Annotated in this window: 20 protein-coding genes and 2 tRNA genes; all 22 read left to right on the top strand. The window is 67.4% G+C overall.

Annotated features, from left to right (window positions below; genetic code table 11):
* The first annotated feature begins 9 nt into the window (after positions 1-9).
* Positions 10-654: an ATP-dependent Clp endopeptidase proteolytic subunit ClpP gene (clpP, locus tag JJI54_RS20880; protein WP_203074993.1), complete on the top strand. Its 645-nt coding sequence runs from the start codon at positions 10-12 to the stop codon at positions 652-654.
* A 226-nt stretch (positions 655-880) separates the two neighbouring features.
* Positions 881-2,137 (top strand): ATP-dependent Clp protease ATP-binding subunit ClpX, encoded by a 1,257-nt coding sequence (gene clpX / locus JJI54_RS20885; RefSeq protein WP_203074994.1) that lies wholly within the window; start codon positions 881-883, stop codon positions 2,135-2,137.
* A gap of 227 nt (positions 2,138-2,364) precedes the next feature.
* On the top strand, positions 2,365-4,785 hold the full coding sequence (gene lon, locus JJI54_RS20890; RefSeq protein WP_203074995.1) for an endopeptidase La: 2,421 nt from the start codon (positions 2,365-2,367) through the stop codon (positions 4,783-4,785).
* Between the two features lie 283 nt (positions 4,786-5,068).
* Complete coding sequence (locus tag JJI54_RS20895) at positions 5,069-5,344, top strand: HU family DNA-binding protein (RefSeq protein WP_092960779.1); 276 nt, start codon at positions 5,069-5,071, stop codon at positions 5,342-5,344.
* A gap of 91 nt (positions 5,345-5,435) precedes the next feature.
* Positions 5,436-5,507: transfer RNA gene (locus JJI54_RS20900), tRNA-Val, on the top strand.
* Positions 5,508-5,882: 375 nt separating this feature from the next.
* Positions 5,883-5,959, top strand: a tRNA-Asp gene (locus JJI54_RS20905).
* 285 nt (positions 5,960-6,244) lie between these two features.
* Positions 6,245-6,613, top strand: a complete 369-nt coding sequence (locus tag JJI54_RS20910) for an NADH-quinone oxidoreductase subunit A (RefSeq protein WP_092960781.1) — start codon at positions 6,245-6,247, stop codon at positions 6,611-6,613.
* Positions 6,614-6,668: 55 nt separating this feature from the next.
* Entirely contained in the window at positions 6,669-7,229 is a 561-nt protein-coding gene (locus tag JJI54_RS20915; protein ID WP_092960862.1) for a NuoB/complex I 20 kDa subunit family protein, read from the top strand.
* 10 nt (positions 7,230-7,239) lie between these two features.
* Complete coding sequence (locus JJI54_RS20920; protein WP_203075031.1) at positions 7,240-7,869, top strand: NADH-quinone oxidoreductase subunit C; 630 nt, start codon at positions 7,240-7,242, stop codon at positions 7,867-7,869.
* Entirely contained in the window at positions 7,866-9,113 is a 1,248-nt protein-coding gene (locus JJI54_RS20925; RefSeq protein ID WP_203074996.1) for an NADH-quinone oxidoreductase subunit D, read from the top strand. Before JJI54_RS20920 ends, JJI54_RS20925 begins: the two co-directional genes overlap by 4 nt.
* Positions 9,110-9,718, top strand: coding sequence for a complex I 24 kDa subunit family protein (locus tag JJI54_RS20930; protein ID WP_203074997.1), 609 nt, complete (start codon positions 9,110-9,112; stop codon positions 9,716-9,718). Before JJI54_RS20925 ends, JJI54_RS20930 begins: the two co-directional genes overlap by 4 nt.
* A gap of 4 nt (positions 9,719-9,722) precedes the next feature.
* On the top strand, positions 9,723-11,030 hold the full coding sequence (gene nuoF, locus JJI54_RS20935) for an NADH-quinone oxidoreductase subunit NuoF (protein ID WP_203074998.1): 1,308 nt from the start codon (positions 9,723-9,725) through the stop codon (positions 11,028-11,030).
* A 6-nt stretch (positions 11,031-11,036) separates the two neighbouring features.
* Positions 11,037-13,091 (top strand): NADH-quinone oxidoreductase subunit NuoG, encoded by a 2,055-nt coding sequence (gene nuoG / locus JJI54_RS20940; protein ID WP_203074999.1) that lies wholly within the window; start codon positions 11,037-11,039, stop codon positions 13,089-13,091.
* A 6-nt stretch (positions 13,092-13,097) separates the two neighbouring features.
* Positions 13,098-14,114 (top strand): NADH-quinone oxidoreductase subunit NuoH, encoded by a 1,017-nt coding sequence (gene nuoH, locus JJI54_RS20945; protein ID WP_203075000.1) that lies wholly within the window; start codon positions 13,098-13,100, stop codon positions 14,112-14,114.
* Positions 14,115-14,124: 10 nt separating this feature from the next.
* Positions 14,125-14,613: an NADH-quinone oxidoreductase subunit NuoI gene (gene nuoI, locus JJI54_RS20950; RefSeq protein WP_164697624.1), complete on the top strand. Its 489-nt coding sequence runs from the start codon at positions 14,125-14,127 to the stop codon at positions 14,611-14,613.
* Between the two features lie 68 nt (positions 14,614-14,681).
* Positions 14,682-15,365, top strand: a complete 684-nt coding sequence (locus JJI54_RS20955) for an NADH-quinone oxidoreductase subunit J (protein ID WP_203075001.1) — start codon at positions 14,682-14,684, stop codon at positions 15,363-15,365.
* The gene (gene nuoK, locus JJI54_RS20960; protein ID WP_203075002.1) at positions 15,365-15,676 is read left to right on the top strand and encodes an NADH-quinone oxidoreductase subunit NuoK; all 312 of its coding nucleotides are present in this window, start codon (positions 15,365-15,367) and stop codon (positions 15,674-15,676) included. The genes JJI54_RS20955 and nuoK overlap by 1 nt, the downstream gene beginning before the upstream one ends.
* A 4-nt stretch (positions 15,677-15,680) precedes the next feature.
* Entirely contained in the window at positions 15,681-17,597 is a 1,917-nt protein-coding gene (gene nuoL / locus JJI54_RS20965) for an NADH-quinone oxidoreductase subunit L (protein ID WP_203075003.1), read from the top strand.
* The gene (locus tag JJI54_RS20970; protein ID WP_203075004.1) at positions 17,594-19,105 is read left to right on the top strand and encodes an NADH-quinone oxidoreductase subunit M; all 1,512 of its coding nucleotides are present in this window, start codon (positions 17,594-17,596) and stop codon (positions 19,103-19,105) included. The genes nuoL and JJI54_RS20970 overlap by 4 nt, the downstream gene beginning before the upstream one ends.
* 5 nt (positions 19,106-19,110) lie before the next feature.
* A complete protein-coding gene (nuoN, locus tag JJI54_RS20975; protein ID WP_203075005.1) occupies positions 19,111-20,529 on the top strand; it encodes an NADH-quinone oxidoreductase subunit NuoN in 1,419 nt (472 codons plus the stop codon).
* Positions 20,530-20,536: 7 nt separating this feature from the next.
* On the top strand, positions 20,537-21,277 hold the full coding sequence (locus JJI54_RS20980; RefSeq protein ID WP_203075006.1) for a biotin--[acetyl-CoA-carboxylase] ligase: 741 nt from the start codon (positions 20,537-20,539) through the stop codon (positions 21,275-21,277).
* 6 nt (positions 21,278-21,283) lie between these two features.
* Positions 21,284-22,099 carry a type III pantothenate kinase gene (locus JJI54_RS20985; RefSeq protein WP_203075007.1) on the top strand — a complete coding sequence of 272 codons (816 nt, stop codon included), beginning with the start codon at positions 21,284-21,286 and terminating at the stop codon, positions 22,097-22,099.
* Positions 22,100-22,175: the final 76 nt, after the last annotated feature.

Consider the following 22,175-nt stretch of genomic DNA (forward strand, 5'->3'; position numbering starts at 1 on the left):
GGGACCACCATGCGGGACCGCGATCCGGTCGAGATCTACAACAACTCCCTCGTCCCGATGGTCGTCGAGCAGACGGCACGGGGCGAGCGGGCCTACGACATCTATTCGCGCCTGCTGAAGGAGCGGATCATCTTCCTCACCGGCCCGATCTACGACCAGGTGGCGTCGCTGATCTGCGCGCAGCTGCTGTTCCTGGAAAGCGAGAACCCGAACAAGGACATCGCCTTCTACATCAACAGCCCGGGCGGCGTGGTGACGGCGGGCCTCGCGATGTACGACACCATGCAGTACATCCGCAGCCCGGTCTCGACCGTGTGCATCGGCATGGCGGCCTCCGCCGGCAGCCTGCTGCTGACCGCCGGCGCCAAGGGCAAGCGCTACGCCCTGCCGAACAGCCAGGTGATGATCCACCAGCCCTCCGGCGGCGCGCAGGGCCAGGCGACGGACATCGCCATCCAGGCGCGCGAGATCCTCAAGACGCGCGAGCGGCTGAACCGGATCTACGTGCACCATACCGGCCAGGAACTGGCCGAGATCGAGGCGAAGATGGAGCGCGACACCTACATGACGGCCGAGGAAGCCCGGGATTTCGGGCTGATCGACCAGGTGGTGGAACAGCGCCCGGCACCGCCCGTGGAAGCGCCGAAGAGCTGATCGCGCATCCTCGCCCGAGCCAGGGATACCAGGGGAACAGGGGCGGGAACGGGCCCTTCGGGTTTCGTTCACGTCTTGTTTCTGATCTGCCCCTTGGTTCAGGGTTATGCTTTCCCCCGCCGCGAGGCGGGGCTACATTCACCCGTTGCCGCTCCCCAGCCGGGGGGTGGGCGTCCCGCGCCGTCAGCCTGCCAGGCGACCGGGGCATGAGGCTTTCGGAGCGCGCATGAGCAAGTCCGGCGACTCGAAGAATACCCTGTACTGCTCGTTCTGCGGGAAGTCGCAGCACGAGGTCCGGAAGCTCATTGCCGGACCGACCGTGTTCATCTGCGACGAGTGCGTCGAGCTGTGCATGGACATCATCCGCGAGGAGCACAAGACGCACCTCGTGAAGTCCCGCGATGGCGTGCCCACGCCGCGCGAGATCTGCAAGGTGCTGGATGACTACGTCATCGGCCAGGACCATGCGAAGAAGGTCCTCAGCGTCGCGGTGCACAACCACTACAAGCGGCTGGCGCATGGCGGGAAGTCCGGCGACATCGAGATCGCGAAGTCCAACATCATGCTGGTCGGGCCGACGGGCTCGGGCAAGACGCTGCTCGCGCAGACGCTGGCCCGCATCCTCGACGTGCCCTTCACCATGGCCGATGCGACGACGCTGACCGAGGCCGGCTATGTCGGCGAGGATGTGGAGAACATCATCCTCAAGCTGCTGCAGGCCGCCGACTACAATGTGGAGCGCGCGCAGCGCGGCATCGTCTATATCGACGAGGTCGACAAGATCAGCCGCAAGTCGGACAACCCCAGCATCACGCGCGACGTGAGCGGCGAGGGTGTCCAGCAGGCGCTGCTGAAGATCATGGAAGGCACCGTCGCCTCCGTCCCCCCGCAGGGCGGGCGCAAGCATCCGCAGCAGGAATTCCTGCAGGTGGACACGACGAACATCCTGTTCATCTGCGGTGGTGCGTTTGCGGGACTGGAGAAGATCATCGCGGCGCGGGGCAAGGGCTCGGGCATCGGCTTCGGGTCCGAGGTGCGGGCGCCGGATGAACGGCGCACGGGCGCCATCCTGCGCGAGGTGGAGCCGGAGGACCTGCTGAAGTTCGGGCTCATCCCCGAATTCATCGGCCGCCTGCCCGTGGTCGCGACGCTCGAGGACCTCGACGAGAAGGCGCTGATCGAGATCCTGACCAAGCCCAAGAACGCGCTGGTGAAGCAGTACCAGCGGCTGTTCGAGATGGAGGGGGCGAAGCTCACCTTCACCGAGGACGCCATGCGGTCCGTCGCGACGCGCGCCATCCAGCGCCGTACCGGCGCCCGCGGCCTGCGGTCCATCATGGAGAGCATCCTGCTCGGCACCATGTTCGACCTGCCGGGGCTGGAGGATGTCGAGGAAGTGGTGGTGAACCGCGAGGTGGCGGAGGGCCGCGCGAGCCCGCTGTTCATCTACGGTGAACGCCCTGTGGAGCAGACTAGCGCCTGATCGGGCGCCAGGACTGCGCTGACGATGACCGGTCCCCAGAAGCTGGCGCCGGCGGTCCGTTCAGGAAGGCGCTGCCAGCATGGCAGGCCCGCCTTGTGGCCGCGGAGCAGGGGACCCATCTGGATGACAACCCCGTGGCGCCGGGGCCCGTGCCGATAACCAGGGCCCCCGTGGTGGGATCGTCCTGGGGGCGGACCCCGCGCCGACTGTCCTGAGTGAGGTCCGACATGGCGGCCAATCCCACCCAACCCGCGCGCGGCGAACTGCTTCCCGTCCTGCCGCTGCGCGACATCGTCGTCTTCCCCCACATGATCGTGCCGCTCTTCGTAGGGCGCGAGAAATCCGTCCGCGCGCTGGAAGCGGTGATGCGCGACGACAAGCAGATCCTCCTCGTCGCGCAGAAGAACGCGGCGCAGGACGATCCGAGCGTGGACGACCTCTACCAGGTCGGCACCGTCTCCACCGTGCTGCAGCTGCTGAAGCTGCCGGACGGCACGGTGAAGGTGCTGGTGGAGGGCGGGCGCCGCGCGAAGATCGCCGCCTACAAGGGCACCGACCCGTATTTCGAGGCCTTCTCCGAGGTTGCGGAGGACCCGGCTTCCGAGGCGCGGGAGCTGGAGGCGCTGGCGCGCACCGTGGTCGCGCAGTTCGAGCAGTACATCAAGCTCAACAAGAAGATCGCGCCGGAGGTGCTCGTCTCGATCAACCAGATCGAGGAGCCGGCCAAGCTGGCCGACACGGTGGCGAGCCACCTGAACCTGAAGATCGCCGAGAAGCAGGAGCTGCTGGAGATCGTGGGCGTGGGCCCGCGGCTCGAGCGCGTCTTCGCGCATATGGAATCGGAGATCGGCGTCCTGCAGGTGGAGAAGCGCATCCGCAGCCGCGTGAAGCGGCAGATGGAGAAGACGCAGCGCGAGTACTACCTGAACGAACAGCTCAAGGCGATCCAGAAGGAGCTGGGCGAGGGCGAGGACGGCAAGGACGAGACCGCCGAGCTCGAGAAGAAGATCAAGGAGACCAAGCTCTCCAAGGAAGCGCGCGACAAGGCGATGGCGGAGCTGAAGAAGCTCAAGACCATGTCGCCCATGTCGGCGGAAGCGACGGTGGTGCGCAACTACCTCGACTGGATCCTGTCGATCCCCTGGAAGAAGAAGACCAAGATCCGCAACGACATCGAGGCGGCGGAGAAGGTGCTGGACGCCGACCACTACGGGCTCGAGAAGATCAAGGAACGGATCATCGAGTACCTGGCGGTTCAGTCCCGCAGCCCGAAGATCCGCGGCCCGATCCTGTGCCTGGTGGGCCCGCCCGGCGTGGGCAAGACCTCGCTCGGCAAGTCCATCGCCAAGGCGACGGGGCGGAACTTCGTGCGCATGTCGCTCGGCGGCGTGCGGGATGAGGCGGAGGTGCGCGGCCACCGGCGGACCTACATCGGCTCCATGCCCGGCAAGGTCGTGCAGGGGATGAAGAAGGCGAAGTCCTCCAACCCGCTCTTCCTGCTGGACGAGATCGACAAGCTGGGCGCCGACTGGCGCGGCGACCCGTCCTCCGCCCTGCTGGAGGTGCTGGACCCCGAGCAGAACGGCACCTTCAACGACCACTACCTGGAGGTGGACTACGACCTCTCGGACGTGATGTTCGTGACGACCGCCAACAGCCTGCGCATGCCGCAGCCGCTGCTGGATCGCATGGAGATCATCCGCATCCCCGGCTACACCGAGGATGAGAAGGTCGAGATCGCCAAGCGCCACCTGATCCCGAAGGTCAGCGAGGCCAATGGCCTCAAGGCCGGGGAGTGGACGATCAGCGAGGACGCGCTGCGCGACATGGTCCGCTACCACACGCGGGAAGCGGGCGTGCGCAACCTGGAGCGCGAGCTGGCCGGCATCGCCCGCAAGGCGGTGAAGGAGATCGTCTCCAAGAAGGCGAAGAAGGTCGCGGTCACGGTCAAGAACCTCGACAAGTTCGCGGGGGTGCGGAAGTTCCGCTACGGCGAGGCCGAGGCGGAGGACATGGTCGGTGTCGTCACCGGCCTGGCCTGGACGGAAGTGGGCGGCGAGATCCTGACGATCGAATCGGTCGTGGTGCCCGGCAAGGGCGCGACCAAGACGACCGGCAAGCTCGGCGACGTGATGCAGGAGAGCGTGAGCGCGGCCATGAGCTATGTGCGCTCCCGCGCGCCGAGCTTCGGGCTGAAGCCGACGCTGTTCGAGAAGCGCGACATCCATGTGCATGTGCCGGAAGGCGCGACGCCCAAGGATGGGCCTTCCGCGGGCATCGCCATGGCGACGTCCATCGTCTCGGTCCTCACGGGCATTCCCGTCCGCAAGGATGTGGCGATGACCGGGGAGATCACGCTGCGCGGCCGCGTGCTGCCGATCGGCGGGTTGAAGGAGAAGCTGCTGGCGGCGCTGCGGGCTGGCGTCACCACGGTGTTCATCCCGAAGGAGAACGAGAAGGACCTGGCCGAGATTCCGGACAGCGTGAAGAAGGGCCTCACCATCCTGCCGGTGAGCCATGTGGATGAGGTGATCTCCAAGGCGCTGGTGCGGGCGCCGGAGGCGATCACCTGGGAAGAGCCGCCGGAGGCGCCGCCCGCGGCCGCGTCCGGCGCGGCGGGGGATGGTTCGGCCGTCCGGCCGCACTGACCAACCCGGCCTGGGTGGAGGGGGCGCGCATCGGGGACGGTGCGCGCCCTTCGCTTGTCTTGTTGGCGCGTCTGGGATTTGTCTCACGCCGTTGCGCGGGGCCGCGGATTCCGTGGGTTTTGCGCCTCACCCTGCGCGGGAATGGCGGATATCCGCCAATTATCGGGGCGGGCGGCGTTGACGCCGCGGAAAGGCGCCTCCTAGTGTGCCCGCGAGGCGCCGGCAGAGTCGTGCTGGCTGGCCATCGAATGTCGTCACACAGGAACCTGAAGGGGGGTCCCACATGAACAAGCAGGATCTGGTCGCCGTTGTTGCCGAGGCCGGCGATCTGCCGAAGGCGAAGGCCGGCGATGTGCTGGATGCGGTCTTCGACGCGATCACCAAGGCGCTGAGCAAGAAGGACGGCGAAGTGCGCCTGGTCGGCTTCGGCACCTTCTCGACCTCGAAGCGGAAGGCCGGCAAGGGCCGCAATCCGCGGACGGGCGAGGAGATCAAGATCCCGTCCTCCACGACGGTGCGCTTCAAGGCCGGCAAGGGCCTGAAGGACGCCGTGAACTGAGTTTCCCGGCCATCGGGAAGCGGGAAGGGGGCTGGTCCGCAGGGACCGGCCCCTTTTCGTTTGGGCGCGCCTAGCGTAGGGGACGGGCGAGGGGCGCTTAGCTCAGAGGTAGAGCGGCTGCTTTACACGCAGTTGGTCGGCGGTTCGATCCCGTCAGCGCCCATTCCTTCCCGCCGAAGGCGGGAAGGAATCCGCCGGAGGCGGTGAGAAGCGACCTGCGCGGCACCGCCGCGCAGCGCGGCACGTAACCGGCGATGTCCCTTGGGCCACCAGGCGAGGCGGTGAGAAGCGACCTGCGCGGCACCGCCGCGCAGCGCGGCCCGCAACCGGCGATGTCCCTTGGGACGCCGGACGAGGTAGGCGGACGCGACGCTGCGGCCCCCCGCGCCCCCCGCAATTTTCCGGTCATCATCGAATCCGCGTGCCACAAGCAACGTCGCGAAGCGTCCACGTCGATCTGCCGGGCGCGTGCATTTCGGGCCCGGGGCGCGCTTGACACCCCCCCTCCGCCCCCGTATTTCTCTCCCACCAGTCGCGTGCGGGTGTAGCTCAGTTGGTTAGAGCGCCGGCCTGTCACGCCGGAGGTCGCGGGTTCGAGCCCCGTCACTCGCGCCACGCGACTGGTTTTCCCAACATTCCGACTGAGTTGGCGCGCTGGCCTCCGGGAAATCCGGATGTCGTGGCGCCTGTTTCCGTTTTGCGAACCACCGCATGTCAAGACTGCCATGATGCGCTGCACCCTATGGCGGAGCGCGTCGGGCGGGTCTAATCTGCCCCTGCTGCGATGCGGCATGGGACGGGGGCCTGCGGGACTACGCGGGAAGCCCCCCCATCTCGCACATGCAGAAAACCCCGGTGCCTCAATGCCGGGGATTGAGGCAAGGCAAAGGGTGCCGTGGCATGACCCAGCCCATGTTGGCTGAATACTTCCCGATCCTCGTGTTTCTGGGGATCGCGGCCGCCATCGCCTGCGCGATGGTGGGCGGGGCGCTGCTGGCCGCGCACCAGAAGCCGGACCCGGAAAAGCTCTCGGCCTATGAATGCGGCTTCGAGCCCTTCGACGACACGCGCCGGCGCTTCGACGTGCGGTTCTACCTGGTCGCCATCCTGTTCATCATCTTCGACCTGGAAGTGGCCTTCCTGTTCCCCTGGGCCGTGACGCTGAACGAGATCGGCTGGTTCGGCTTCCTGTCGATGATGGGCTTCCTCGGCGTGCTGACGGTCGGCTTCATCTACGAGTGGCGCAAGGGCGCGCTCGATTGGGAATGATGGCGCGGCTTCGCACCAATTTCAGGGGGCGCCGGCGGGGCGCCCGGAGATCGGCATGAGCGGTTCGAACACACAGGACATCGCCTGGAACCGGGAGGCGCTGCCCCCCGGCCCGGCGCAGGATGCCGTGGTCAAGGGCATCACCGGCGAGATCGAGGAAAAGGGCTTCGTCATCGCCAACCTCGACAAGGTGGTGAACTGGGCCCGCACGGGCAGCCTCTGGCCGATGACCTTCGGCCTGGCCTGCTGCGCGGTGCCGATGATCCACGCCTATATGGCGCGCTACGACCTCGACCGCTTCGGCATCATCCCGCGCGGGTCGCCGCGGCAGTCCGACGTGATGATCGTGGCGGGCACGCTGACCAACAAGATGGCCCCGGCGCTGCGAAAGGTCTACGACCAGATGAGCGAGCCGCGCTGGGTGATCAGCATGGGCAGCTGCGCGAATGGCGGCGGGTACTACCACTACAGCTACGCGGTGGTGCGCGGCTGCGACCGCGTGGTGCCCGTCGATGTCTACGTCCCGGGCTGCCCGCCGACGGCGGAGGCGCTGGTCTACGGCATCCTGCAGCTGCAGAAGAAGATCCGCCGGACGGGGACCATCCTCCGTGGCTGAGGCGAGCGCGATGCACGAGCTGGGTGCGACCATCGCGGCGGCGGCCGGCCCCGCGGTGCAGGAAGTCTTCGTGGAGCGCGGGCAGGAGCTGGTTCTGCGCGCGACGCGGGAGATGATCGTGCCGCTGATGGCGATGCTGCGGGACGATCCGCGCTTCGCCTTCGAGCAGGTGATGGACATCTGCGGCGTGGACTTCCCCGAGCGCGCGGAGCGCTTCGAGGTCGTCTACAACCTGCTGAGCCTGGCGCTGAACCAGCGCGTGCGCGTCATTGTCTCGACCGACGAGGCGACGCCGGTGCCGAGCGTGGCGGGCGTGTGGCCCGCCGCGACCTGGTATGAGCGCGAATGCTGGGACATGTACGGCGTCGTCTTCGCGGGGCTCACGGATCTCCGTCGCCTGCTGACCGACTACGGCTTCGAAGGCCATCCGCTGCGCAAGGATTTTCCTCTCACTGGCCATGTCGAGGTCCGGTACGACGAGGAGCGGAAGCAGGTGGTCTATGAGCCCGTCTCGCTGACGCAGGATTTCCGCAACTTCGATTTCCTCTCGCCCTGGGAAGGCATGACGACGCTGCCCGGCGACGAGAAGGTGTATCTGATCCGCGAGGAACGCGGGCAGATCGAGGGGCCGAAAGCATGAGCACCGAGCTTGTGAGCGGGCTGCCGCTGCCCGGCGGGTCCGAGGATTCGGGCCACCATCAGAAGCTGTTCGACGCCGACACCCACACCATCAATTTCGGCCCGCAGCACCCGGCCGCGCACGGCGTGCTGCGCCTCATCCTGGAGATGAAGGGCGAGGTGGTGGAGCGTGCCGATCCGCATATCGGCCTGCTGCATCGCGGCACCGAGAAGCTGATGGAGTACAAGACGTATCTCCAGGCGATGCCCTACATGGATCGCCTCGACTACGTCTCCCCCATGTGCATGGAGCACAGCTGGGTGCTGGCGGTGGAGAAGCTGCTCGGCATCGAGAATGACGTGCCGGAGCGCGCGCGCTGGATCCGCACCATGTTCGCGGAACTGACGCGCATCCTGAACCACCTGCTGAACGTCACGACCTATGCGCTCGACGTCGGCGCCATCACGCCGTCGCTCTGGGGCTTCGAGCAGCGCGAGCATCTGCTGGAATTCTACGAGGCGACGGGCGGCAGCCACTACCACGTGAACTACTTCCGCGCCGGCGGCGTGGCGAAGGATCTTCCGGCCGGGCTGGAGGATCGGATCGGCAAGTGGTGCGACCAGTTCCCGGCCTTCCTCGACGACCTCGAGGGCCTGCTGACGAACAACCGAATCTTCAAGCAGCGCACCGTCGATATCGGCGTGATGACGGCGGAACAGGCCATGGCCTGGGGCTTCAGCGGGCCCTGCCTGCGCGCCTCCGGCTGCGCCTGGGACCTGCGGAAGTCGCAGCCCTATGAGAAGTACGGCGAGCTCGATTTCGAGATTCCCGTGGGCGTGCATGGCGACTGCTACGACCGCTACCTCGTGCGCATGCAGGAGATGCGGCAGTCCCTGGCGATGGTGAAGCAGTGCCTGGCGAAGATCCGTCCGGGTGCCGTGAAGATCGCCGACAACAAGATCGCGCCGCCGACGCGCGGCGCGATGAAGCGGTCGATGGAAAGCCTCATCCACCACTTCAAGCTCTACACCGAGGGCTACCACGTGCCCGCCGGCGCGACCTACACGGTGACGGAAGCGCCGAAGGGCGAGTTCGGCGTCTACATGATCGCCGACGGCACCAACCGGCCCTACCGTGTGAAGATCCGCGCGCCGGGCTATGCGCATCTCCAGGCCATGGAGGCGCTTTCCAAGGGGCACATGCTGGCCGACGCCGTCGCCATCATCGGCAGCCTCGACATCGTCTTCGGGGAGATCGACCGGTGAGCGTCGAACAGCCCACGCACTTCGCCTTCGACGCGGAAAGCGAAGTGCAGATCAGCAAGGTACTGGCGCGCTATCCGGAAGCGAAGAAGGCCTCCGCCACCATCCCGCTGCTCTATGTCGTGCAGCGCCAGATGGGTCGCACCACGGGCAGCGCCTGGGTGCCGAATGTCGCGATGGATGAGATCGCGAAGCGCCTCGGCGTCGCGCCGATCCGCGTCTATGAGGTCGCGACCTTCTACTTCATGTTCAACATGAAGCCGATCGGGAAGCATCACCTGCAGCTCTGCGGCACCACGCCCTGCATGCTGCGCGGCAGTGACGATGTGATGCGCGCCTGCCATGACGCGGCGCATGTGAAGGTCGGCCAGACCAGCAGCGACGGGCTGTTCACGCTGACGGAGGTCGAGTGCCTCGGCGCCTGCGTGAACGCGCCGGTGCTGCAGGTGGATGACGACTATTACGAGGACCTGGACTACGACCGCACCGTCGCGCTGATCGAGGCGCTGAAGCGGGGCGAGCGGCCGAAGCCGGGCAGCACGATCGGTCGGCAGACCAGCGCGCCGGAAGGCGGACCGCTGACGCTGCTGGACGTGGCGGGGGAATAGGGCCATGGCGCTCGCCGACAAGGACCGGATCTTCACCAACCTCTACGGCATGCAGGATTGGCGCCTGGCGGCCGCGCAGCGTCGCGGCAACTGGGACGGCACCAAGGGCATCCTGGAGAAGGGCCGCGACTGGATCATCGAGGAGATGAAGTCGTCCGGCCTTCGCGGCCGCGGCGGCGCGGGCTTCCCGACCGGCATGAAGTGGTCCTTCATGCCGAAGCAGGCGAGCGAGCGGCCGCACTACCTCGTCGTCAATGCCGACGAGTCCGAGCCTGGTACCTGCAAGGATCGCGACATCATCCGCCACGATCCGCAGACGCTGATCGAGGGCTGCCTGATCGCCGGCTTCGCCATGGGCGCGCATGCCGGCTACATCTACATCCGCGGCGAATACTACAATGAGAGCGTCGTGCTCGAGGCCGCGATCCAGGAAGCCTATGACGCGGGGCTGATCGGCAAGAATGCCTGCGGCAGCGGCTGGGATTTCGACCTGTATGTCCATCGCGGTGCCGGGGCCTATATCTGCGGCGAAGAGACGGCGCTGATCGAGAGCCTGGAAGGCAAGAAGGGAATGCCGCGGCTGAAGCCGCCTTTCCCCGCCGCCGTTGGCCTCTATGGCTGTCCGACCACCGTGAACAACGTCGAGACCATCGCGGTGGTGCCGACGATCCTGCGGCGCGGCGCCGCCTGGTTCGCCAGCTTCGGCCGGCCGAAGAACAGCGGCACCAAGGTCTTCTGCATCCAGGGCCATGTGAACAAGCCCTGCAACGTGGAGGAGGAAATGAGCATCCCGATGCGGGAGCTCATCGAGCGTCATGCCGGCGGCGTGCGCGGGGGCTGGGACAATCTGCTCTGCGTCATCCCCGGCGGGTCCTCCACGCCGCTGCTGCCGAAGCACATCTGCGACGACGTGCTGATGGATTTCGATGCGCTGCGCGAGCACAAATCGGGCCTCGGCACCGCGGGCGTGATCGTGATGGACAAGTCCACCGACATCGTCCGCGCCATCGCGCGCCTGTCGCGCTTCTACAAGCATGAGAGCTGCGGCCAGTGCACGCCCTGCCGCGAAGGCATGGGCTGGGTCAGCCGCATGATGGACCGCATGGTCGAAGGCCGCGCGGATGTGGAAGAGATCGACGTGCTGGAGGAAGTGACAAGGCGCATCGAGGGCCACACCATCTGCGCGCTGGCCGATGGCGGCGTCTGGCCCGTGCAGGGCCTCATCCGGCATTTCCGCCCGGTCATGGAAGCGCGCATCGCCGAGTACAAGGCGAAGCATGCGCGCCCCTCCATGCCGATGGCGGCGGAGTAAGCGACGATGGCGAAGGTCACGGTCGACGGGATCGAGGTCGAGGTCCCGAACGGTGCCACTGTGCTGCAGGCGTGTGAGGCCGCGGGCAAGGAGATTCCTCGGTTCTGCTACCACGAACGCCTGAGCGTCGCGGGCAATTGCCGCATGTGCCTCGTTGAGGTGGAGAAGGCGCCGAAGCCGGTTGCGTCCTGCGCCTATCCCGTGGCTGACGGGATGGTGGTGAAGACGGACAGCCCGGTGGTGCGCAATGCGCGCCGCGGCGTCATGGAATTCCTGCTGATCAACCACCCGCTGGACTGCCCGATCTGCGACCAGGGCGGCGAATGCGACCTGCAGGACCAGTCCGTCTCCTACGGCATGGACAAGTCCCGCTACCGCGAGGCCAAGCGGTCGGTGAAGGACAAGAATATCGGGCCGCTGATCAAGACGATCATGACCCGCTGCATCCAGTGCACGCGCTGCGTCCGCTTCTCGGCCGAGGTTGCCGGGACGTCGGAGATGGGCGGCACGAACCGGGGCGAGAACCTGGAGATCGGCACCTATGTCGAGAAGGCGCTGACCAGCGAACTCTCCGGCAACCTGATCGACATCTGCCCGGTCGGCGCGCTGACCAGCCGGCCCTACGCCTTCGTCTCCCGCCCCTGGGAGCTGCGGAAGACGGATGGCATCGATGTGCAGGACGCGACCGGCACCAATATCCGCATCGACAGCCGCGGCCCGGAAGTGCTGCGCATCCTGCCGCGCATCAATGAGGATGTGAACGAGGAGTGGATGGCCGATCGCGGCCGCTTCTCCTTCGATGGCCTCAAGCGCAAGCGGCTCGACCGGCCCTGGCTGCGCGTCGATGGCAAGCTGAAGCCGGTGAACTGGCCGGAGGCGCTGGGCGCCGTGGCGGCGAAGCTGAAGGCGACCCCGGCGGATCGCATCGGCGCGGTGGCGGGTGACCTGGTGGATGCGGAGAGCGCCTTCGCGCTGAAGGCGCTGATGGCGGGGCTCGGTTCGGCGAACCTCGATTGCCGCCAGGATGGCGCGGCGATCGATGCCTCGCGCCCCGACTTCTACCGCTTCAACACGACAATCGCGGGGATCGAGGAGGCGGATGCGCTGCTGGTGATCGGCAGCAATCCGCGCACCGAGGCGCCCGTGATCAATGCGCGCATCCGCAAGCGGTGGTCGGCCGGGAAGTTCCCGATCGGGGTGGTCGGGCCGGCTGGTGTCGATCTTACCTACGGCTACGACCATGTGGGGGAGGGGCCTGCGACGCTCCGCTCCATGCTGGCCGGCACGCATCGCTTCATGGCGGTGCTGCGGGAGGCGAAGAAGCCGATGATCCTGCTGGGCCGCGGCGCGCTGGCGCGGCCGGATGGCGCGGCGGTGCTGGCGGCGGCCTGGGCCATCGCGCAGTCCTGCAACGCGCTGCGGGAAGACTGGCACGGCTTCAACCTGCTGCATCTGTTCGGCGGCCAGGTCGCGCCGCTGGCGATGGGCTTCCTGCCCGGCCAGGGCGGCAAGGACCTCGGCGCCATGCTGTCGGGCGGCGTGGATGCGCTGTGGCTGCTGGGCGCGGATGGGATCGACCCGGCCGCGATCGCGCCGGAGACCTTCGTGATCTACCAGGGCCATCACGGGGACCGCGCGGCCTCGCGCGCCGACGTGATCCTGCCGGGCGCGGCCTATACGGAGAAGGACGGCACCTACCTCAACACGGAAGGCCGGGCGCAGCGCAGCCGCATGGCGCTGCATCCGCCGGGCGAGGCGCGGGAGGATTGGCGCATCATCCGCGCCGCCGCGCAGGGCCTCGGCGTCGCGCTGGGCTTCGATGATCTCGGGCAGCTGCGCGCCGCGATGACCGCGGCGGTGCCGGCGCTGGCGGAGGGGTTCACCCGGTCCTTCTGCACGGACACGGCCGGGCCCGCCGGCGATGCGCAGGCGCTGGGCGATGCGCCCTTTGTCTCCGCGATCACGCAGTATCACCTGGCTGATGCCATCGCCCGCGCGTCGGATGTGATGGCCGAATGCGCCCGCACCTACGGCCCCGCGCCGGCGCTCGCCGCGGAGTAAGGAACGATGGAAGCCTTCCTCGCCACCCCCGTCGGCATCCTGGCGCTGACCGTCGCGCAGGCGATGGCGCTGCTGGTGCCGCTGTTGATCGGCGTCGCCTACCTGACCTGGGCGGAACGCAAGATCCTGGGCGCCATGCAGATGCGGAAGGGGCCGAATGTCGTCGGGCCCTTCGGCCTGCTGCAGCCCTTCGCCGACGCGCTGAAGATGCTGATGAAGGAGACCATCATTCCTTCCGGCGCGTCGCGCGCGCTGTTCCTGATGGCGCCGATGATCACCTTCATGCTGGCGATGCTGGCCTGGGCGGTGATCCCGGTGAATGATGGCTGGGCGATCGCCGACATCAATGTCGGCATCCTCTACCTCTTCGCCATCTCCTCGCTCGGCGTCTACGGCATCATCATCGCGGGCTGGGCGTCGAACTCGAAATACGCCTTCCTCGGCGCGCTGCGGTCGGCGGCGCAGATGGTGTCCTACGAAGTCTCGATGGGCTTCGTGATCGTGACGGTGCTGCTGTGTGTGGGGTCGCTGAACCTGACGGAGATCGTGCGGGCGCAGTCCACGGTGTGGTTCATCATCCCGCTCTTCCCGATGTTCGTGATCATGTTCATCTCCGCGCTGGCGGAGACGAACCGCGCGCCCTTCGACCTGCCGGAGGGTGAGTCGGAGCTGGTGGCGGGCTTCTTCGTCGAATACAGCTCGATGAGCTTCGCGCTGTTCTTCCTCGGCGAATACGCGAACATGATCCTGATGAGCGCGCTCATCACCATCCTGTTCCTGGGTGGCTGGCTGCCGCCGATGGCGATGGAGCCCTTCACCTGGATCCCGGGTCCGGTGTGGTTCATCCTGAAGATCTGCTTCTGCCTCTTCGTCTTCGTCTGGGTGCGCGCCACCTTCCCGCGCTACCGCTACGACCAGCTCATGCGGCTTGGCTGGAAGGTGTTTCTCCCGTTCAGCCTGGTGTGGCTCGTCATCACCGCCGCGGCGCTGAAGCTGTTCGGCTGGCTGCCGGCTGTCGGGTGAGGAGATAGGGATGCCCATGCTCGACCGCGTTGCCCGCAGCCTGCTGCTGACCGAGATCGTCTCGGGCATGGCGCTGACGCTGGGGCAGTTCTTCAAGCCGAAGGCGACGATCAACTACCCGCATGAGCGTTCGCCGCTGAGCGCGCGCTTCAAGGGGGAGCACGCGCTGCGCCGCTACCCCAATGGCGAGGAACGCTGCATCGCCTGCAAGCTGTGCGAGGCGATCTGCCCCGCCCAGGCCATCACCATCGAGGCCGAACCGCGGGATGACGGCAGCCGCCGCACCACGCGCTACGACATCGACATGACGAAGTGCATCTATTGCGGCATGTGCGAGGAAGCCTGCCCGGTGGATGCGATCGTCGAGGGGCCGAACCTCGAATTCGCGACGGAAACGCGCGAGGAGCTGCTCTACGACAAGGCCAAGCTGCTTGCGAACGGCGATCGCTGGGAAGCGATGCTGGCCGCGCGGCTCGAACTCGACGCGCCGTATCGCTGAGACGACCGCCCCGGTGACGGGGTGGATGGGGACGAGATGATGAACGCTACCGATCCCGGAGGGGCGCGATGATCGCCGCAGCCGCCTTCTACCTGTTCGCGGCCGTGCTGATCGCCAGCGCGGTCATGGTCGTGACCAGCCGCAACCCCGTGCACAGCGTGCTGTTCCTGATCCTGGCGTTCTTCAACGCGGCGGCGCTGTTCCTGCTGGCCGGGGCCGAGTTCCTGGCGATGATCCTGGTCATCGTCTATGTCGGCGCGGTCGCGGTGCTGTTCCTCTTCGTCGTCATGATGCTGGACGTCGACTTCTCCGCGCTGCGGGAAGGCTTCCAGCGCTATGCGCCGGTGGGCGGCGCGATCGGCCTGGTGCTCTTCGCGGAACTGGTCTTCGTCTTCGGCAGCTGGCGCTTCGCGGATGACGTGGGCGGGCTGCGGTTGAACCCGATGCCGGAGGGGGTGGACAACACCCGCGCCATCGGCCGCATCCTCTATACGGACCATGTCTGGCTGTTCCAGCTTTCGGGCCTGATCCTGCTGGTCGCGATGATCGGCGCCATCGTGCTGACGCTCCGCGGGCGCCCGGCCTCCAAGCGGCAGGACATCGCGGCCCAGGTGGCACGCAGCGGCAGCGTGAACCTGCGGCAGGTGCGCCCCGGCGCGGGCCTGGCCGAGATCGGGATCGAGCGGCCGCCGGTGGAGGCGCCGAAGCCGGTGAAGCAGGTCGAGCACCACGACCACGGGGGGCACCACTGATGCTGGCCGTCGGCCTCGCGCACTACCTGACGGTGGGCGCCATCCTCTTCGTGCTGGGCATCCTCGGCATCTTCCTGAACCGGAAGAACATCATCGTCATCCTGATGTCGGTGGAGCTGATCCTGCTCTCGGTCAACCTGAACCTGGTCGCCTTCTCGGCGCAGCTGGGCGACCTGACCGGGCAGATCTTCGCCATGCTGATCCTGACCGTGGCGGCCGCGGAGGCCGCGATCGGCCTCGCGATCCTGGTCATCTACTTCCGCAACCGCGGTACGATCGAGGTGGAAGACGTGTCCACCCTGAAGGGCTGAGCCGATGTATGTCGGTGCGATCTTCTTCCCGCTGCTCGGCGCCACCATCGCCGGGTTCCTCGGCCGCTGGATCGGCGACCGCGCGGCGCAATGGGCGACGGTCATCTGCATGGCCATCGCCGCGGCCTGCGGCATCAGCGCCTTCATCCAGGTGGCGCTGGGCCATGCGCCCGGCGTGGCGCCGCTCTTCACCTTCATCGATGTGGGCGGCTTCGAGGTGTCGTGGGCGCTGCGCTACGACACGCTGAGCGTCGTGATGGTGGCGATGGTCACCTTCATCTCGACCCTCATCCACCTCTACTCCGTGGGCTACATGTCGCATGACGCGACGATCCCGCGCTTCTTCGCCTACCTCTCCCTCTTCACCTTCATGATGCTGATGCTGGTGACGGCGGATAACCTGGTCCAGCTCTTCTTCGGCTGGGAGGGCGTGGGCCTCGCGAGCTACCTCCTCATCGGCTACTGGTACGAGAAGGACAGCGCGAACCGCGCGGCGATGAAGGCCTTCATCGTCAACCGCGTCGGCGACGTCTTCTTCATGCTCGGCCTGGCGCTGACCTTCTGGACCTTCCAGTCCGTCGAGTTCGACACGATCTTCGCGAGCGTGGAGCAGGCGCAGGCGCAGCGCTTCCTGGGGATGCCGGCGCTGGAAGTCATCGGCGTGCTGCTGTTCCTCGGCGCTTGCGGCAAGTCCGCGCAGCTCGGCCTGCACACCTGGCTGCCGGATGCGATGGAGGGCCCGACGCCGGTCTCTGCGCTGATCCATGCGGCGACGATGGTGACGGCGGGCGTCTTCCTGATGGCGCGCATGTCGCCGGTGATGGAATACGCGCCGACGGCGCTGGCCATCGTGACGATCGTGGGCGCCTCCACCGCGATCTTCGCCGCGACGATCGGCTGCGTGCAGAACGACATCAAGCGCATCATCGCGTATTCGACCTGCTCGCAGCTCGGCTACATGTTCTTCGCGGTCGGCGTGGGCGTGTACCAGGCGGCGGTCTTCCACCTCTTCACCCATGCCTTCTTCAAGGCGCTGCTGTTCCTGGGGGCCGGTTCCGTCATCCATGCGATGTCGGATGAGCAGGACATCCGGAAGATGGGCGGGATCTGGAAGAAGATCCCGGTGACCTACACCGTGATGTGGATCGGCAGCCTGGCGCTGGCGGGCGTGCCCTACTTCGCCGGCTACTACTCCAAGGACATGGTGCTGGAGGTTGCCTATGCCGCGCATAGCGGGCCGGGCATGTATGCCTTCGCCATGGGCCTGCTGGCCGCCTTCCTGACGGCCTTCTATTCCTGGCGCCTGCTGATCCTGACCTTCCACGGCGCGCCGCGGGCGGATCACCACACCATGGAGCATGTCCATGAGAGCCCGCTGGTGATGCTGGTGCCGTTGCTGGTGCTGAGCGTCGGCGCGGTCTTCACGGGCTACGTCTTCTACGACTTCTTCGTGGGCCACCACCAGGAAGCCTTCTGGAATGGCGCCATCTTCACCGGCCCCGACAACCATGTGCTGCACCACGCGCATGAGGTGCCGGCCTGGGTGCCGCTGGCGCCGACGGTCGCGGGCGTGGCGGGCATCGCGCTGGCCTATGTGCTGTACATGTTCGCGCCTGGCATCCCCGGGAAGCTGGCCGAGAGCTTCGGCGGGCTGTACCGCTTCCTGCTGAACAAGTGGTACTTCGACGAGCTGTATGACGCGATCTTCGTGAAGCCCGCCCAGGCGCTGGCGCGGGCCTTCTGGAAGACCGGCGACGTCAAGCTGATCGACGGCATGCCGAATGGTGCGGCCGCCCTGGCCGTGGATGCGGCGCAGGGTGCGGTGAAGCTGCAGACCGGGCGCGTGGCCAACTACGCCTTCACCATGATCATCGGCCTCGTGGCCTTCGTATCCCTCCTCCTGCTCGGGATGCCCCGATGAACGCCGCCGGCTTTCCCATCCTCAGCCTCGTCACCTTCCTGCCGCTGGCGGGGGCGCTGATCATCCTCTCCGTGCGCGGGGAGGAGGCGGTGGTGGCGCGGAATGCGCGCTGGACGGCGCTGTGGACCAGCCTGATCACGCTGGCGCTGTCGCTCGTGCTCTGGGTGCGCTTCGACAGCGCTTCCGCGGAGTTCCAGTTCGTGGAGCAGGCGGCCTGGCTGCCGGATTTCGGCGTCGGCTACCACATGGGCGTGGACGGCATCTCCGTGCTGTTCGTGCTGCTCTCCACCCTGCTGACGCCGCTCTGCATCCTGGCGTCGTGGGAGAGCGTGCAGTCCCGCGTGCGGGAATACATGGTCGCCTTCCTCGTGCTGGAAAGCATGATGATCGGCATGTTCTGCGCGCTGGACTTCGTGCTGTTCTACATCTTCTTCGAAGCCGTGCTGATCCCGATGTTCCTGATCATCGGCGTCTGGGGCGGCGCGCGGCGGGTCTATGCGGCGTTCAAGTTCTTTCTCTACACGCTGGCCGGCTCCGTCCTGATGCTGCTGGCGATCCTGGCGGTCTGGTACCAGGCCGGGACCACGGACATCCCGGTGCTGATGGAGCAGGCCTTCTCGCCGCGCATGCAGTTCTGGCTGTTCCTGGCCTTCTTCGCCTCCTTCGCCGTGAAGGTGCCGATGTGGCCGGTGCATACCTGGCTGCCGGACGCCCATGTGGAGGCACCGACGGCGGGTTCCGTCATCCTGGCGGGCGTGCTGCTGAAGATGGGGGCCTATGGCTTCCTCCGCTTCAGCCTGCCGCTGCTGCCCCAGGCCAGCGCCGACTTCGCGCCCTTCATGTTCGCGCTCTCCGTCATCGCGGTGATCTACACCTCCCTCGTCGCGCTGGCGCAGGAGGACATGAAGAAGCTGATCGCCTATTCCTCCGTCGCGCATATGGGCATCGTGACGCTCGGCATCTTCACCTTCACGGTGCAGGGGCTGTCGGGCGCGCTCTTCACCATGCTGAGCCATGGCGTCGTCTCCGGCGCGCTCTTCCTCTGCGTCGGCGTCCTGTATGATCGCGTCCATTCGCGGGAGATCGCGCGCTACGGCGGGGTCGCGAAGATCATGCCGGCCTATGCGCTGGTCTTCATGCTGTTCACCATGGCCTCCGTCGCGCTGCCCGGCCTGGCGGGCTTCCCGGGGGAGCTGCTGGTCATCGTCGGCGCCTTCAAGGTCAGCCCCTGGGTCGCGCTTGGCGCCTGCATGGGCATGATCCTGGGCGCGGCCTATGCGCTCTACCTCTACCGCCGCGTCGCCTTCGGGAAGATCACGCGCGATGACCTGCGTGCGCTGCTCGACCTCAGCCCGCGCGAATACGCGGTCTTCGCGCCGCTGATCCTGCTGACGCTCTGGATGGGGGTCTATCCCTCCTCCTTCCTCAACTTCTTCGAGGCAAGCGTGACGGCCCTCGTGACGCGGCATGAAGCCGCGCTCGGTGCCGCCCGCCTGGCCGGGATGTGAGCCCGATGAACTGGACCCTCGCGCTGCCGGAGATCGTGCTCGGCGTCTCCGGCCTGCTCATCCTCGCGGGTGGCGTCATCCCGAAGAAGGACACCTTCTTCCCCGTCTCCATGGCGGTGATCGGCGCATTGGTGCTGACCGCGGCGCTGGTGCTGGGCCAGTCGGAAGGCACCGCCTTCATGGGGCAGTACGTCTCCGACGGCTTCTCCCGCTTCGCCAAGGTGCTGATCCTGGCGGGCGCCGCGCTGGCGCTGGTGCTGGCGCTGGACTTCAACGCCAAGGCCGGGCTGGACCGCTTCGAATATGCGGTGCTGATGCTGTTCGCGGCGCAGGGCATGATGGTCATGGTCTCGGCCAATGACCTGATGAGCCTCTATATCGGGCTCGAGCTGCTCTCCCTCTCGCTCTACGTCATCGCCGCCTTCGACCGCGACAATCCCCGCAGCGCGGAGGCCGGGCTCAAGTATTTCGTGCTGGGTGCTCTGGCCTCGGGGCTGCTCCTGTACGGCTCCTCCCTCGTCTATGGCTTCGCGGGTACCACCAATTTCGACCGGCTGGCGGATGCGCTCTCGGCCGGGCAGGTCGGCATGGGCCTCATCATCGGCCTCGTCTTCGTGCTGGCCGGCCTCTGCTTCAAGATCAGCGCCGTGCCCTTCCACATGTGGACGCCCGATGTGTATGAGGGTGCGCCGACGCCGGTGACGGCCTTCTTCGCGACGGCACCCAAGATCGCCGCCATCGCGCTGCTGATGCGCGTCCTGGCCGGGCCCTTCGGCGACCTCTCCGCCCAGTGGCAGCAGGTGATCTGGTTCGCCTCCGCCGGCTCCATGCTGCTCGGCGCCTTCGCGGCGCTGACTCAGAAGAACATCAAGCGGCTGATGGCCTATTCCTCGATCGGCCATGTCGGCTACGCGCTGATGGGGCTGGCCGTCGCGACCGATGGCGGCTTCCGCGGCGTGCTCGTCTACATGGCGATCTACCTGGTCATGAACCTCGGCACCTTCGCGGTGCTGGTGGCGATGCGCCGCAACGGCCGCAGCCTGGAACAGGTGGATGACCTCGCGGGCCTCGGCCGGACGGACCCGGCCATGGCGCTCTGGATGGCGATCTTCATGTTCTCCATGGCGGGCGTGCCGCCGATGGCCGGCTTCTTCGGCAAGCTCTACGTCTTCCTGGCCGCGGTGCAGGAAGGCTTCTGGGTGCTGGCGCTGATCGGCGTCTTCACCAGCGTCGTCGGCAGCTACTATTACCTGCGCATCGTCAAGGTGATGTATTTCGACGCCGCCGAGGCGCCGCTCGATCCGCGCCCGGCGGGCGTGACGGTGGTGATGGCGGGGACGGGGCTGCTGACGCTGCTCTTCTTCCTGTTCCCGGCGCCGATCATCGCGGCCGCGCAGGCGGCTGTCGCTGCCCTGGCGGGATGACGCGCCGATGACGGCGCCCCCGGCCGGTTGGCGGCTGCGGGTGCATGAGAGCCTGGCCTCCACCACGGATCCCCTGCTGCGCCTGGCCGCGGCCGGGGAGCCGGAGGGGATCGCCGTGCTGGCGCTGCGCCAGACGGCGGGGCGGGGCCGGGATGGAAGGGCCTGGGAAAGCCCGGCGGGGAACCTCTACCTCTCCGTCCTGCTGCGGCCGGGCGGGCTGGCGCGCGACGCCGGGCAATGGGCACTGCTCTCCGCCGTGGCGCTGCATGACGCGCTGGCGCCGGATGTGCCGCCGGGCGCGGCCCTGGCCGCGAAATGGCCGAATGACCTGCTGCTGGATGGCGCCAAGGTCGCGGGCATCCTGACCGACAGCGCGGCGGATGCCGAAGGCCGGATCGAGTGGATCATCTTCGGCATGGGCGCCAACCTGGCGGTGGCGCCGGCGGTGCCGGGCCGGGCCACGGCCTGCCTGGCGCGGCCGGGGCAGCCGGCGCCGGAGCCGCGCGCCGTCGCTGCCCGGGTGCTGGCCGCGATCGACCATTGGCGGGGCGTGCTGGCGGCACAGGGCTTCGGCGCGATCCGGGAGGCCTGGGTCGCGCGCGGCCCGGCGATCGGCCAGGCACTGACGATGCGGGATGGCCGTGCGGGCACCTATGCCGGCCTGGCGGCGGACGGCAGCCTGCTGCTGGCCGGGGAGGGGCGCGTGCAGGCCCTGTCCTCCGGCGAGGTCGGCGGGGAGGCAAGGTAGGAAGCGATGCTGCTGGCGATCGATGCGGGCAACACCAATGTCGTCTTCGCGGTGCATGACGGGCATGAATGGCGCGGCCGCTGGCGCATCCGCACCGATGCGGAACGGACCTCCGACGAATACGCCGTCTGGCTGCTGACGCTGCTGGGCCATGCCGGGCTGAAGCCGCATGACATCGAACGCTGCGTGATCGGCACCGTCGTGCCGGCCGCGCTGTACAATCTGCGCCGCCTGTCCCGCGAATGGTTCGACTGCGAGCCGCTGGTGGCGCGCGCCAACCTCGACTGGGGTTTCGCCATCCGCGTCGATGCACCGCATGAGGTGGGCGCCGACCGGCTGCTGAACGCGCTGGCGGCGCATGAGCGCTACAGGGGGCCGCTGATCGTCATCGATTTCGGCACGGCGACGACCTTCGACGTGGTGGCGAAGGATGGCGCCTATCTCGGCGGCGTCATCGCGCCGGGCATCAACCTCTCGATCGAGGCGCTGCACCGCGCCGCGGCGCGGCTGCCGCGGATCGGCATCGGGCGGCCGCAGGCGGTGGTCGGGCGGAATACGGTGGCGGCGATGCAGTCCGGCATCTATTGGGGGTATGTCGGATTGATCGAGGGGATCGTCGCGCGAATCCGGGCGGAGCAGGAGGAAGCGGTGGATGATCGCCTGAAGGTGATCGCGACCGGCGGCCTCGCCCCCCTGTTTGCCGAAGGCACCACGGTGATCGAGACGACGGACCAGGATACCACCTTGGACGGGCTGCGCCTGTTGGCGCTGCGCAACCCCGCCCCCATCTTCACGCGGACCGCGCGACGCGACGACCCCTGAGGCGAGGGCTGCACCCAGCCCCCTCGGCCCGGCCAGCGTCGCGCCCCGAAACGACCAGGAGGCACCATCCGGCCCC

The organism is Falsiroseomonas ponticola, from assembly GCF_016805305.1.
Lineage (GTDB): Bacteria > Pseudomonadota > Alphaproteobacteria > Acetobacterales > Acetobacteraceae > Falsiroseomonas > Falsiroseomonas ponticola.

Excerpts from the sequence above, each read along its gene's own strand:
- clpP (WP_203074993.1), top strand. The coding sequence starts at position 10 with ATGCGGGACCGCGATCCGGTCGAGATCTACAACAACTCCCTCGTCCCG.
- clpX (WP_203074994.1), top strand. The coding sequence starts at position 881 with ATGAGCAAGTCCGGCGACTCGAAGAATACCCTGTACTGCTCGTTCTGC.
- lon (WP_203074995.1), top strand. The coding sequence starts at position 2,365 with ATGGCGGCCAATCCCACCCAACCCGCGCGCGGCGAACTGCTTCCCGTC.
- JJI54_RS20895 (WP_092960779.1), top strand. The coding sequence starts at position 5,069 with ATGAACAAGCAGGATCTGGTCGCCGTTGTTGCCGAGGCCGGCGATCTG.
- JJI54_RS20910 (WP_092960781.1), top strand. The coding sequence starts at position 6,245 with ATGACCCAGCCCATGTTGGCTGAATACTTCCCGATCCTCGTGTTTCTG.
- JJI54_RS20915 (WP_092960862.1), top strand. The coding sequence starts at position 6,669 with ATGAGCGGTTCGAACACACAGGACATCGCCTGGAACCGGGAGGCGCTG.
- JJI54_RS20920 (WP_203075031.1), top strand. The coding sequence starts at position 7,240 with ATGCACGAGCTGGGTGCGACCATCGCGGCGGCGGCCGGCCCCGCGGTG.
- JJI54_RS20925 (WP_203074996.1), top strand. The coding sequence starts at position 7,866 with ATGAGCACCGAGCTTGTGAGCGGGCTGCCGCTGCCCGGCGGGTCCGAG.
- nuoF (WP_203074998.1), top strand. The coding sequence starts at position 9,723 with ATGGCGCTCGCCGACAAGGACCGGATCTTCACCAACCTCTACGGCATG.
- nuoG (WP_203074999.1), top strand. The coding sequence starts at position 11,037 with ATGGCGAAGGTCACGGTCGACGGGATCGAGGTCGAGGTCCCGAACGGT.
- nuoH (WP_203075000.1), top strand. The coding sequence starts at position 13,098 with ATGGAAGCCTTCCTCGCCACCCCCGTCGGCATCCTGGCGCTGACCGTC.
- nuoI (WP_164697624.1), top strand. The coding sequence starts at position 14,125 with ATGCCCATGCTCGACCGCGTTGCCCGCAGCCTGCTGCTGACCGAGATC.
- JJI54_RS20955 (WP_203075001.1), top strand. The coding sequence starts at position 14,682 with ATGATCGCCGCAGCCGCCTTCTACCTGTTCGCGGCCGTGCTGATCGCC.
- nuoK (WP_203075002.1), top strand. The coding sequence starts at position 15,365 with ATGCTGGCCGTCGGCCTCGCGCACTACCTGACGGTGGGCGCCATCCTC.
- nuoL (WP_203075003.1), top strand. The coding sequence starts at position 15,681 with ATGTATGTCGGTGCGATCTTCTTCCCGCTGCTCGGCGCCACCATCGCC.
- JJI54_RS20970 (WP_203075004.1), top strand. The coding sequence starts at position 17,594 with ATGAACGCCGCCGGCTTTCCCATCCTCAGCCTCGTCACCTTCCTGCCG.
- nuoN (WP_203075005.1), top strand. The coding sequence starts at position 19,111 with ATGAACTGGACCCTCGCGCTGCCGGAGATCGTGCTCGGCGTCTCCGGC.
- JJI54_RS20980 (WP_203075006.1), top strand. The coding sequence starts at position 20,537 with ATGACGGCGCCCCCGGCCGGTTGGCGGCTGCGGGTGCATGAGAGCCTG.
- JJI54_RS20985 (WP_203075007.1), top strand. The coding sequence starts at position 21,284 with ATGCTGCTGGCGATCGATGCGGGCAACACCAATGTCGTCTTCGCGGTG.